The organism is Williamsia sp. Y853 (genome assembly GCF_056786495.1).
The window spans coordinates 381,277-393,580 of the sequence record NZ_JBXCJC010000004.1; the positions used below are offsets into that span (position 1 = coordinate 381,277).

Sequence of the window (12,304 nt, forward strand, 5' to 3'; positions counted from 1 at the left end):
GCAACGCCGTGGGCGGTCGGTCAACGGACTCGGCGGTGCTGGCAATTTCGACATCGAGCTCACCTTCCTAGGCCAGGACGTGCGCATGTGTATTGGCTCAGTTGGCTACGATCTCGCCGATGCCCGTGGTGCGAATGTTCTCGATGTTCTCTGGGGTGTAGTTTTTGGCGTTGAGGACCACGAAGTATTGGAAGACTTGAACACCGTTTTTGATGCTCGCGTTCAGATCGACGATGAGGCCGGTCGGACCGATTCCGGATCCGAGATTTTGCTTTTCTTTCTTATCTTCGCGAGCGTTGGCTGCTATTTCCGTCCAGGAGTCGACATTTGCGGGGAGTATTCCCCAGCGGGCGGAGATTTCGGCGAGTTCCTGTCGCGCATCTTCAGGACTACTGAACGATCTCCAGAAGGTTATGTAGTTGAACTGCCCGTCGCGAGAATTCGCTACCCAAATAGTTTGGGTGCGGACGGTTTCTTCGGCGTCGGGTCCGACCAGCGTCAGTTCGATGTCGGGTCTTCCTGCGCCGCCGATGATCACGTCTCGTTTGTGCTCGGCCGGAAGTCCTACCTCTGCATTGGTTATTGTGTGGTCTCGAAGGTCAAAGCGCGTGAGCCGGCTGTCTCGGATTTGCTTGACGCCGGCGGTCGAGAGGAGTGAAAATCCAGGCTGTCCCGGGAGTTTCGGCTCCAACGAAATTGCTTTCGCTTCCTGATCGACTTTCGTGATTGTGCAGGCGGACAGCAGGCAGATGAGGGCGGTCACCATTGCTATGGCACATCGTTGGCTGGTTTTGATCGGCATGTCGTTGGTCGTCTGTGTGTGCAGGTCAGCTCACGGGGCGAGTGCTGATGCCGGTGGTTCGGATGCTGTCGATGTTTTCCGGGTTGTAAGTGCGTGGGCTGAGGTTGACGTAGTACTGAAATACCTGGACGCCGTTTTTGATGCTGGCGTTCATGTCGATGATGAGTCCGGTGGGTCCGATTCCGGAGCCCAAGCTCCTTTTTTCTTTGTCTTCGCCGGCCTTGCTCGCGATGCTTGTCCACATCTCCACGTTTTCGGGGAGGATTCCCCAGCGTGCGGTGACTTGCGCGAGTTCTTGTTGTGCGGCTTCGGGGGTGTCGAAGGAGCGCCAGAAGATGAGGTCTTCGAACTGTTCGCCGCCGTAGTGGGTGATCCAGATGGTTTTGGTGGTGACGGTGTCTTGGGCGTCGGGGCCGAGGAAGGTGAGTTCGATGTCGGGTTTTCCTGCGCCGCCGATGATCACGTCTTTGTTGTAGTCGGCAGGGAGTCCGGCGTCTGTGTTGGTGAGGGTGAGGTCGCGGAAATCGAAACGCGCGCGCCGGCTGTCCTTGATCTGCTGTACGCCCTCGTCGGTAAGCAACGAGAACTCAAGGGGGCCAGGGGAGTCTGACGTGGATGTCACGGGGTTCTCCTTGTTGTCGGCGGTGGCTGTGCATGCGGCCAACAATCCGATGACTGTCACCAAAATTACTAGGACTTGCGCTGATTTCACCAATGGGGATCAAACTTCCAGTCCGTGAGCAACCTGCTGAGGATGCCGCCCATTTGGTTATCGAGTCGTTGCTCGTCGACTCGGGCATCAAAATCGGAGCCGACAATCCGGCGGGCTTCATTCGGATCTTCCGCGAGTAGACGCTGATATGCAGGCAGAGTGTCCTCCGTGATGAGTCGCCACCGTTGATTCTCGTCGGCAATATTTCCTTCTGGGAATGGCGTTTGCACAGTCACCGCACCGGGGATGTATCTCCTGTTTTCCAATTCAAAGTCGTGTGGATACAACTCAGGGTAGGCATGAGCCCCGGGTATGGATGGTGTGCCTACGGTGGTCAACATCCACGTCATTGCCTCGCCCGTCACGGGATGGTTCCGCATTTCCTCATAGTCGTCAGCGATGATGTCGAACTGTTCGCGATGAAGTAGCTGGGTATTTCCGCTGGCGATGAGCGCAGAATTGTCTTGTGTGACCCCGTCGTCTATCTGATGCCACGCACGACCTGTGTCAGGGTCGATGAGGGCTGCGCGCCGCATCCGGTCGATTTCTGCGGTCCCGCCGTGGAGGTATGCCTCGTGCATGGGGGCTTGATCCTCGAAGATCTCCTTCTGCATGCTCAGGAACTTCTGCTCGTAGTAGGCGATCTCCGGATCGCTCAGGGCCGCGAGAGCTTTGGTCATCGGTGCGATTTCTGATGGGAGTGCTGCGCCGGCGGGGCCTTGGATGCCTTTCGCGATGTCACGCATCGTTGCCAAATCGTAAAAGCCTCCGGCGAATGACGGGCCGATCATGTTGGCCATCCCCGCCCACTGCAGCTCGGGATGATCGAGGAAGAGCTGACCGTAGTACTCGTAGACCTTGGTGATCGTCTCGGTGTTGTATTCGGTGCCCTTCGACGGATCCCATTGCGATGGATCGATTCCAGCCTCTTCTAGTGACTCTCGCAGCCAATAGTTCTGGAGAAACTCTCCATAGCCCTCTTTTGGAACCAAGCCGGCATCAAACGCCGTGTCCAGGACCGGCTTTGCCGCATCCGGGTGGTTCTTCACCCATTCCTGGAACCGTGGGTCGTCCAAAACGGTCTTGGCCTGCTCGGGCGTCAAGCCCACCAAAGACGGTGGAGCGTAGTCGCGGCCCGCCGTCACATCGCCCTTCGTGGCGTCCACTTCATCGTTGGCGCCGTCGAGTGCAAAAGCCACCGCATCGTCTTCATCGGCGAGTTGTTGCAAGGCTGCATCGATGGCTTCTTGAAATGCCTTCCGATCCTCGTCCTGCTTGTCGAGCTCGTCGGCTGTATACGGCCCCGCGATGCCGTACGCGCCGACTTTCCAGTCGTCGCTGACCTCGAAGTTGCTCAGCACTGCGGCAGTGACGTTGGGGAGCGCATTGTCGCGGACCGATTGCAGCCGGGTCGCGCCGGATCGGAGTGCTTCGATCACCTTGTCTGTTGTATCGGCTACGCGAATACCGAGCCGATGGTCTTTTTCGGCTTTCTGCCACGCCGCTTCGGCGGTGTGCCCATCCGACGACTGGTATTGGTTCAGAGCTACCGAACGCGCGGAGTCCAGTTTGGACTCGAAGTCGATGTTGGACGTCTCAAGGCTTGTTGCAGCGTCGCTCAACAATGAGGGCTGCCATTTCCTGACGCCGCTGACGGTGTAGGTCACTGCAGCCGCAGCGCTTTGAACGTGGTTGCCGAGTTCACTTCAGTGTTGTCGAAGGTTTCAGTGGCCGCGACCGAGGCATCGGCATACGCGCACAATCGGGTCGCCACCGCGCTGTACGCGGTATCCACCGCAGATCCGCTACGCGCCGCGGTGACACCGGCTTTCGAACCGGGCAACGACTCCGCGATGCCTGTGGTGGAGGCTGAGGCGTCGATGGTGTTGATCTCGGCGCCGAGTGCGCGATAGCGGCCGGCATCAGTGCGGGTCGCCGCAGTATCTGTTTCGAACAATGGCATCGGATGTCCCCCCATACGAGCACCCCCCGGTGACCGCGTCTGCTCACCGTATATCCCGATTTGGACGGCGCGGGAGAGTCCGCGGTTCCGTGCGGCGGTGAGTGGGTGCCACGATGTGTTTGTGGCACCTCATAAGTCGGTAGACCCGGCCGCAATGCGAACAGCCGTCAAAACCGTGGCGCCGTGGCTGCGTGACCCCGAAGCCGTCGAGCCGACGAGGAAAGAGATCGCCGACGCTGTCCGGATGACCGCGCGAACCCTCGCCCAACTCGCGCCGGGTGGCTCGGTAGAGGTGCGGGTGCCGCCGTTCGTGGCGGTCCAGTGCATCGAAGGACTTCGCCACACGCGCGGCACCCCACCGAACGTTGTCGAGACCGATCCCCGCACCTGGTTGCTGCTGGCAACCGGTCAACTGGATCTCTCAGGCGCGCTTGCGGACGGCAGGGTTTCCGCGTCCGGAAGCCGCGCAACCGAGATCGTTCATTGGCTGCCATTGCTGCGCGTGTGACATCGACACCCGTCCCGTGCGGGCAACGACACGCCGTAGCGATTCGCAATGGTGAATCTCGTGCCCGTAGACTCGCTCGTACGCCCTCCACCAGCCCACCAACGGGAGTGCCAGTGACCGAGCTGTCGATAAACAGCAAGAATCTGCTCGATGCCGACCAGCCAGAGAACGAACCGCGTGAGGAATGCGGTGTTTTCGGTGTCTGGGCACCTGGTGAGGATGTGGCAAAACTCACTTATTACGGCCTATATGCCTTGCAGCACAGGGGACAAGAGGCCGCCGGCATCGCGACGGCCGACGGATCCCAAGTACTTGTCTTCAAAGACCTCGGTCTGGTGTCCCAGGTATTCGATGAGCAGACGCTCGGCGCCATGCAGGGCCACGTTGCAATCGGGCATTGCCGATACAGCACCACGGGGTCGACCACGTGGGAGAACTCGCAGCCGATTTTCCGGACCACCGCTGCCGGCACCGGTGTTGCGTTGGGACACAACGGAAACCTCGTCAACACCGCCGACCTGGCCAGTAAGGCACGCGATCTCGGCTTGATGGGTTCTCGTCGGGCCGGTGGCGCGACCTCGGATTCCGACGTGGTGGGCGCCTTGCTCGCCCACGGCGCTGCGGACGCAACCCTCGAGCAGGCCGCGATGGAATTGCTGCCGACGCTGCGCGGAGCCTTCTGTCTCACCTTCATGGATGAGCACACCCTGTACGCCGCGCGCGATCCGCACGGCGTGCGCCCGCTGTGTCTGGGACGCCTCGATCGCGGCTGGGTGGTGGCGTCCGAAACCGCCGCCCTCGACATCGTCGGTGCCTCCTACGTCCGCGAGATCGAACCCGGTGAACTCCTGGCCATCGACGCCGATGGCGTCCGGAGCAGTCGTTTCGCCGAGGCCACGCCCAAAGGCTGTGTCTTCGAGTTCGTGTACCTGGCCCGTCCCGACAGCGTGATCAGTGGCCGGTCGGTGCACACCACCCGGGTCGAAATCGGTCGTCGCCTCGCCCGTGAGTTCCCGGCCGATGGCGACCTGGTGATCCCGGTTCCGGAATCAGGTACCCCGGCGGCGGTTGGATACGCCCAGGAATCGGGTATCCCGTACGGCCAGGGTCTGATGAAGAACGCCTATGTCGGCCGGACATTCATCCAGCCCTCGCAGACCATTCGCCAGCTGGGTATCCGGCTGAAGCTCAATCCCCTCAAAGAGGTCATCCGCGGCAAGCGCCTGGTTGTGGTGGACGATTCGATCGTCCGCGGCAACACCCAGCGCGCGCTCGTCCGGATGCTCCGGGAGGCAGGAGCCGCCGAGGTTCACGTGCGGATCGCGTCGAGCCCGGTGCGCTGGCCTTGCTTCTATGGCATCGACTTCGCGTCTCCGGCCGAACTGATCGCCAACGGCACCGACTCCGAAGAGCATCTGGTCGAAGGTGTTCGCCAGGCGATCGGTGCGGACTCACTCGCGTACATCAGCACCGAAGAGATGATCGCGGCCACCGAGCAACCTGCCTCGAATCTGTGTGCCGCCTGCTTCGACGGCAAGTACCCGATCGAATTGCCGCGCGAGACATCGATGGGTAAGGCGGTCCTCGAGACCATGCTCAAGAAGACGGCAACCGATCAGGAAGTCATCGCAGACAACGACAACGCCAGCGCTGTCCGACGTCCGTGAGAGCTGGGCAACCAGCGCAAACTGTGCTGGTTGACCAGTTCGACATCGCGTGTCATCAGGATCGGCGAAGATCGGCTGCGGGTACATGCATGTCCGTACCCGCAGATTTCGAACCGCCCATCAGTAGTGGCTTGACGACGCTCGGGTAGCGTGAAGCCGGATTATTCACCGCCCCGGCAGGATTTTCCTGCCAACCTTTCGAGAACGGGAACCTGACGCAAGATGACCGACAACGAGCCCGGCGGCGCCTCTTACGCTGCGGCGGGAGTGGACATCGACGCCGGCGAGCGGGCAGTGCAGCTGTTCGCCCCGCATGCCAAGCGCACCCTGCGTCCCGAAGTCATGGGTGGCCTCGGCGGATTCGCCGGACTGTTCAAACTCAAGGACTACCGCGAACCGGTGCTGGCATCGTCCACCGACGGCGTTGGCACCAAGATCGCAGTCGCTCAGGCGATGGGCAAGCACGACACAGTGGGACGCGATCTGGTCGCCATGGTCGTCGACGACCTGGTGGTCTGTGGCGCCGAACCGCTGTTCCTGCAGGACTACATCGCGGTCGGCAAAGTCGTGCCAGAAGTGGTGGCAGAACTGGTGAAGGGCATCGCCGACGGCTGTGTCGAAGCCGGCTGCGCCCTGCTCGGTGGCGAGACGGCTGAGCATCCAGGCCTGATGGGCGAGTCGGACTACGATTTGTCTGCCACCGGCGTTGGCATCGTCGAGGCCGACTCCGTGCTGTCCCCGGACCGTGTTCGGCCCGGCGACGTTGTCATCGCGATGGGTAGCTCGGGTCTGCACTCCAACGGCTACTCGCTGGCCCGCAAGGTCTTGCTCGAGTGGGGCCACATGGATCTCGGCGGTCATGTCGAGGAGTTCGAACGGACCCTCGGTGAGGAACTGCTCGAGCCGACGCGCATCTACGCCAAGGACTGCCTCGCGCTTGCCGCCGAAACCGATGTACGTACGTTCTCGCACGTCACCGGTGGTGGCTTGGCAGAGAACCTCGCCCGCGTCATCCCCGGCGGTCTGGTGGCCGAACTGGACCGCGGTACGTGGTCACCGGCACCGATCTTCCAGATGATCGCCCAGCGTGGCCGCGTGGAACGCGCCGAGATGGAACGCACCTTCAACATGGGTGTCGGAATGGTCGCGGTCGTTGCACCCGAAGACACTGATCGGGCGCTGGCGGTACTGACCGCACGACACCTGGATTGCTGGGTGCTCGGCTCGATCAAGAAGTCTCATTCGACCAAGACAGAGCAGGTCAAGAGCGCAAAGAACGGGATCGCAGAACTGATGGGCGTACACCCGCGGTTCTGAATGCGCCTGAAAACGAAGAGGTTCGGTCGACGTTCGCGTCGACCGAACCTTTTTTGTATTCAGGCGGGAGTTCGTATCCGGACCTGATCGGGGATGTCGTCGGCGAGGGAGCAGTGTCGGCTCAAACGTCGCCTGGGTGGGGATATGCCAACAGCCCGCCTGAGGTCTAGCGCTTCAGGGGGCTGTCGAAAAAGGTATCGGGTCCCGATTCAAACCGGGCCCACGACGGCCATCAGGCCCGCCGCCACCCTTCTTCATCGGACCACCGATCATCAGTGATCCCATCGTTCGGATCAACTGATTCGCTGCCCGACAGCTCTCGCTGCAAGCTGTCGAAGTCGGTGTTCGGTGAGCTGTACTTCAGTTCACGAGCAACCTTGGTCTGCTTCGCCTTCGCCCGGCCGCGGCCCATTGGGGACCCCCTCGCGCAATGAAGGGGCGGCCAAACGTGTGGCGGCCCCATTCTGTGTTTACAAATATGGTCGTGGAAGTCAGTCTACCGTGCCCGAAGGGGTGATGCGGACCAGCTCGTCCGCCGGTCGCGAAAATTAACAAACAGGGCACCGGATTTCAGGTCGGGAATCGACTGACCGGCCGCGTCGCGGTCACCTCTTTGCCAGCCGGTGCCAGCGGTTCGCGTCCCGGACCACTTTCGGCGGAAGATCGTTGATCGCGAGCAGTTTCTTCAGCGAATCGGTATCGGGCCCGGTGATCAGATGGCGCACCAGCACGCCGTGGTCTGGCCGTGAGACGACAGTGACCCGATCCCCGGCCCGGACCTGGCCGCCCTCGACGACACGGAGATAACAACCCACATCTGCCCGTGCGTAGAAACGCTTGATCCAGTGGTCTTCCTGCGCCCAATCAGCGAATGTGCGGCACGGAGTGCGGGCAATGGTCACCTCGAGCAGCAGGCGCTCACCGACCTGCCACTGCTCGCCGATGGTGGCGTCGGTGGTCGCGATCCCGGAGATGCGCAGGTTCTCACCGAACCATCCGTAGGGGAGTTCACGCCCTAGTTCGCCGGCCCATCGCCGAGCTTCGTCGTCGCCGTATGCGTACACCGCCTGATCGATTCCGCCGTGGTATTTGGTGTCGCAGACATGGTCGATGGTGAGGCCGAACTCGTCGACGTCGACGGGGCCCTCGACTGCTCGCTTGTCGATCGCACTGTGTCCGACTTCACCGGCGAGGGCATGTTCTTCGTGCACGGCGCAGACAGCGAGCACCGTGCCCTTCGCCAGGCTCAACGGCCCTTCAACTTGTCTGCCCGGGGCCTGGCCAAGGTGCTGCGCACGCTGACTACCGGCCCTTCAACTTGTCGATGGCAGCACGTCCGGCTTGGACGCGGTCATCAGCCGACACCGACGACGGGTCGATTGCGGCACTGGCGCCGTTGATGTCGAGCTGGGTGTCGGCCGGTACGCCGCGTTTGATGAGGGCCAAGGCGATCGGGCCGTACTCGAAGTGGTCGACGACGGTGCCGACACGGCCAACGGCGCGGCCCCCGACAGTGACCGGATCACCAGTGGCCGGTCGGTGCTCGGCGCTGCCGTCGAGGTGCAGCAACACCATCTGTCGTGGCGGCTTGCCGAGGTTGTGCACCCGGGCGACCGTCTCCTGGCCCCGGTAGCAACCCTTGTTCAGGTGAACCGCACCCAACTCGTCTGGTGAGCCGATCCAATTGACCTCGTGCGGGATCGTGCGTTCGTCGCTGTCGATCCCCAGACGGGGACGCAATGCAGGCACGCGCAGCGCCTCGTACGTCCACATCCCGGCTGGACGCGCGCCGACCGCGGTCAGGCTCTTCCACCATGCGATGAGCTGGTCGGCGGGGATGACCAGATCGATCGATTCGACCGACGCGTGATCACCCAGGGCGGGCATCACCCGCCAGAAACCGCCGTCGGGCAACTTTCCGGCGTCATAAACCGTTGCCGCACTTGGAATCTGTAGTAGCTGCGCGATCGCCCCGGTGCGGGTGGCAGGTCCGAGCAGCGTCAGTACCGCCATATCGGGGCGGGGAGCAACCTCGACCTTCGCCCAGAAGACCATCTTCTGCAAGAAACCGGCCAGCGGCTCGGACCGCGATGGCTCGGTGTCGATCCAGGTCGTCCCATCGAGTTCGGTCAGTACGAAGTGGTCCTCAACCCTGCCGTTGCCGTCCAGACTCAGGTTTTCGGCACTGCGACCGTCCGCGAGATCGGTGACGAATTGGCTCGAGATCGTGTTGAGCCAACTCAGGCGCTCGTCCCCGGTCAGTGCGATCACACCGCGGTGGGAACGGTCGATGACGGCCGCGGAAGTGGTGGCGGCACGCTGCTCACCGAACGGGTCACCGAAATGCCAGGCCACGGCTTCATCCGGCGTATTTTCCAGGCCGCCGACGGCTCCTGAGGGGCGCAATGATTCCAACAGTTCAGTCACCTTCCCAATGGTACGAGTGTGGTCGCTACCCTTGCCGCTATGGCTCAACCAATTCTGGTGACTGTTGACGGTGCTGTTCTCGACCCGGACGTGCCGATCCTGCATGCCGACGACCTCGCCGCCGTGCGCGGCGACGGTGTTTTCGAGACGCTGCTGGTGCGTGACGGCACGGCCCGCTGCGTCGAACTACACCTGCAGCGGCTCTCGCGCAGTGCGAAGGCGCTCGATCTGCCCGCCCCGGACGAAGAGCAGTGGGCCGAAGCAGTCGCCACCGGCGCCCGCGTCTGGACCGAGGCGAACGACGCGGCAGAGGGGCTGATGCGGCTGGTCTACTCGCGTGGACGTGAATCGGCACCGGTGGATGCGGTGGCGGCCAAAACGGGCAGCCAGACCGGATTGACGCGTGATGGTGGTGGCGCCACCGAGTACCTGACCGTCGGGCCGGTGGCCGAGCGGGCGTCGAAGGTGCGTGAACACGGGGTCAAGGTGATCACCGCTTCCCGTGGCTACTCCGTTGACCTCGCAGCCGCGGCGCCCTGGCAGCTGTTGGGTGCCAAGACGTTGAGTTACGCCACCAACATGGCGGCCCTGCGCTACGCCGCCGATCAGGGCGCCGATGACGTCATCTACACCAGCAGCGAGGGACTCGTACTCGAAAGTCCCCGCTCGACCGTGATCGTGGTCAACGGCAAGACGTTGACCACTCCGCCGGCGGAATCCGGCATTTTGGAAGGCACCACCCAGCAGGCGTTGTTCGCACAGGCCGAAAAAGAGGGGTGGGAAACCAAGATCGCGCCATTGAGTCCGGCCGATCTTGTGTGCGCCGAGGCGGTCTGGTTGGTATCGAGCATCACGCTCGCCACCAGGGTCACAGAACTGAACGGCTACACGATGGTGACGCCGGATCACCCGGAAGACTTTTCCGCGCTGGTCGACCGCGCCGTCGAGTAAGGCCCGCCGAAGTGTCGCGGCGTCGCCTGTTCTGGGGGACGCCGCCTTTTCGCGTTTATTTCCCTTTTCGCGTTTATCTCATTGACGGCGCGCGGCGCCTGTCGGTGCTCTATTTTTTAGTTATGCATACCGTCGCCATGAACAGGCGATCGAGGTGTCGCGGTGTAGAGCAGCACGGCCCGGGTCGAGGGTCCCGGCCGGTGCGGGCCCTTGTGCCCCATTCTGTCGAAAGTGGCCATCAGCACAGCAAATATGCGCTAAACGCCTTGTTCGGCTTCGGTTCAGAGGCGTAATCTGCAGCTACTACCGACCGTAGTAGACCTCCGGCGATTGAGAAAACATGGACGCACTCGACGTCTCCCGATGGCAGTTCGGCATCACCACCGTTTACCACTTCATCCTGGTCCCGCTGACGATCGGGCTGGCGCCGATGGTGGCGATCATGCAGACCGTTTGGGTGGTGACAGGCAAGGAACAGTGGCTTCGGGCCACCAAATTCTTCGGCAAGATCCTGCTGATCAACTTTGCACTGGGCGTGGCCACCGGCATCGTTCAGGAGTTCCAGTTCGGGATGAACTGGAGCGAGTACAGCCGATTCGTCGGGGATGTTTTCGGCGGACCATTGGCGCTGGAAGGCCTCGTGGCGTTCTTCCTGGAGTCGACGTTCCTGGGCCTGTGGATCTTTGGCTGGGACCGGCTGCCGAAAAAAGTGCACCTCATGACGATCTGGATGGTCGCGATCGGTGTCAACGCGTCGGCCTGGTTCATCGTCGCGGCAAACTCGTGGATGCAACATCCGGTGGGTGCGCAGTGGAATGAGGAAAAGCAGCGTCCGGAGCTGAAGAGCTTGTGGGACGTGATGACCAACAGCACCACACTGGCTGCCTTCCCACACACGATCGCGGGATCGTTCCTCACTGCGGGCACGTTGGTCGCCGCCATCGGAATCTGGTGGATGGTCCGAAACATGCGACGGGCCAAGAAGCTTCGCGAGAGTGTGCCGGTCGGTGTGAGCTCCGGTGAGGGAACGGTTGCGGTCGCGGACGATCCTGAGCCGTCGATGCACGGCAAGACCGCTGACCAACTCGAGCACGATGCGCGAACCCTGTACCGCCCGGTGACGCGCCTGGCGTTGTGGATCATGATCGTCAGTGGTGTGGCCCTGGCCATCACCGGTGACCAGCAGGCAAAGCTGATGTTCGAGCAACAGCCCATGAAGATGGCATCGGCGGAATCGTTGTGTACCACCGAAACCGGGGCAGGTTTCTCGATTCTGGCAATCGGGACGCAGAACAACTGTGAATCGGTGACACACCTCATCGAGATTCCCAACATGCTCTCGTTCCTGGCCGACAACAACTTCAACTCGACGTTGCAGGGTGTGGAGGAACTGCAAGCCGAGCACGTTGCCAACTTCGGTCCCGGCAACTACAAGCCCAATCTGTTTGTCACATACTGGGCATTCCGGGCAATGATGGGCTGGGCGCTCGGGTCGGCGGCTCTGGCGGTGCTGGGGCTGTGGTTCATGCGCCGCGGCCGAATACCGGATTCGAAGAAGTTTGCCACCTTTGCCATCTGGATGATCCCGACTCCCTTCCTGGCCAACAGTTCGGGGTGGATCTTCACCGAAATGGGCAGGCAGCCTTGGATGGTGGTGCCCAACCCGGCAAATCAGGGTGACACCAACGGGCTCGAGAGCATCCATCTGACGGTTCAAGAAGGGGTGAGCCAACATTCGGGTTACCTGGTCCTGGCCAGCCTGCTCATCTTCACGTTGCTGTACGGCGCACTCGGTGTCATCTGGTTCGTGCTGATCCGCAAGTACACCAGGGAAGGGCCGACCCCTGCCGATGCCGGCCCGCCGATCAACGGTCCGGGTGATGGCCCGGAGGGGCCCGAGTCGGACGACCGGCCGGAATCCGATGAACCCAAGCAACTGTCGTTCGCGTACTGAGGA

General features: G+C 62.0%; 12 protein-coding genes. 5 read left to right on the forward strand and 7 right to left on the reverse strand.

All coding sequences use genetic code 11. From position 1 onward, the window contains the following. Positions 1-97: 97 nt before the first annotated feature. From AC1TPF_RS22305 to AC1TPF_RS22320, 4 genes are all read right to left on the reverse strand, one after another. Positions 98-802, reverse strand: coding sequence for a hypothetical protein (locus AC1TPF_RS22305; RefSeq protein WP_482140727.1), 705 nt, complete (start codon positions 800-802; stop codon positions 98-100). Between the two features lie 25 nt (positions 803-827). Further along, on the reverse strand, positions 828-1,424 hold the full coding sequence (locus AC1TPF_RS22310; protein ID WP_482140725.1) for a hypothetical protein: 597 nt from the start codon (positions 1,422-1,424) through the stop codon (positions 828-830). Positions 1,425-1,510: 86 nt separating this feature from the next. After that, complete coding sequence (locus AC1TPF_RS22315) at positions 1,511-3,181, reverse strand: hypothetical protein (RefSeq protein WP_482145343.1); 1,671 nt, start codon at positions 3,179-3,181, stop codon at positions 1,511-1,513. Beyond that, a complete protein-coding gene (locus tag AC1TPF_RS22320; protein ID WP_482145344.1) occupies positions 3,178-3,477 on the reverse strand; it encodes a hypothetical protein in 300 nt (99 codons plus the stop codon). The genes AC1TPF_RS22315 and AC1TPF_RS22320 overlap by 4 nt, the downstream gene beginning before the upstream one ends. A 121-nt stretch (positions 3,478-3,598) precedes the next feature. On the opposite strand from AC1TPF_RS22320, the gene AC1TPF_RS22325 reads away from it, so the two are divergent. The 3 genes from AC1TPF_RS22325 (at position 3,599) to purM (ending at position 6,969) form a co-directional block, all read left to right on the forward strand. Then, positions 3,599-3,985: a sterol carrier family protein gene (locus AC1TPF_RS22325; RefSeq protein ID WP_482145345.1), complete on the forward strand. Its 387-nt coding sequence runs from the start codon at positions 3,599-3,601 to the stop codon at positions 3,983-3,985. Between the two features lie 113 nt (positions 3,986-4,098). Further along, positions 4,099-5,652 (forward strand): amidophosphoribosyltransferase, encoded by a 1,554-nt coding sequence (gene purF, locus AC1TPF_RS22330; RefSeq protein ID WP_482140718.1) that lies wholly within the window; start codon positions 4,099-4,101, stop codon positions 5,650-5,652. A gap of 222 nt (positions 5,653-5,874) precedes the next feature. Continuing rightward, positions 5,875-6,969, forward strand: coding sequence for a phosphoribosylformylglycinamidine cyclo-ligase (gene purM, locus AC1TPF_RS22335; protein ID WP_482145346.1), 1,095 nt, complete (start codon positions 5,875-5,877; stop codon positions 6,967-6,969). Between the two features lie 232 nt (positions 6,970-7,201). On the opposite strand, the gene AC1TPF_RS22340 is transcribed toward purM, so the two are convergent. The 3 genes from AC1TPF_RS22340 to ygfZ all read right to left on the reverse strand — a co-directional run bounded on the left by AC1TPF_RS22340 (position 7,202) and on the right by ygfZ (position 9,405). Beyond that, positions 7,202-7,381, reverse strand: a complete 180-nt coding sequence (locus AC1TPF_RS22340; RefSeq protein WP_331889125.1) for a DUF3073 domain-containing protein — start codon at positions 7,379-7,381, stop codon at positions 7,202-7,204. A gap of 193 nt (positions 7,382-7,574) precedes the next feature. Next, positions 7,575-8,213, reverse strand: coding sequence for an MOSC domain-containing protein (locus tag AC1TPF_RS22345; protein ID WP_482141443.1), 639 nt, complete (start codon positions 8,211-8,213; stop codon positions 7,575-7,577). Between the two features lie 58 nt (positions 8,214-8,271). Beyond that, complete coding sequence (ygfZ, locus tag AC1TPF_RS22350; protein ID WP_482141441.1) at positions 8,272-9,405, reverse strand: CAF17-like 4Fe-4S cluster assembly/insertion protein YgfZ; 1,134 nt, start codon at positions 9,403-9,405, stop codon at positions 8,272-8,274. A 30-nt stretch (positions 9,406-9,435) separates the two neighbouring features. Between ygfZ and AC1TPF_RS22355 the strand changes: the two genes are divergently transcribed. Further along, the gene (locus AC1TPF_RS22355; protein ID WP_482140714.1) at positions 9,436-10,347 is read left to right on the forward strand and encodes an aminodeoxychorismate lyase; all 912 of its coding nucleotides are present in this window, start codon (positions 9,436-9,438) and stop codon (positions 10,345-10,347) included. A 340-nt stretch (positions 10,348-10,687) separates the two neighbouring features. Next, positions 10,688-12,301, forward strand: a complete 1,614-nt coding sequence (locus AC1TPF_RS22360; RefSeq protein WP_482145347.1) for a cytochrome ubiquinol oxidase subunit I — start codon at positions 10,688-10,690, stop codon at positions 12,299-12,301. Positions 12,302-12,304 lie beyond the last annotated feature (3 nt).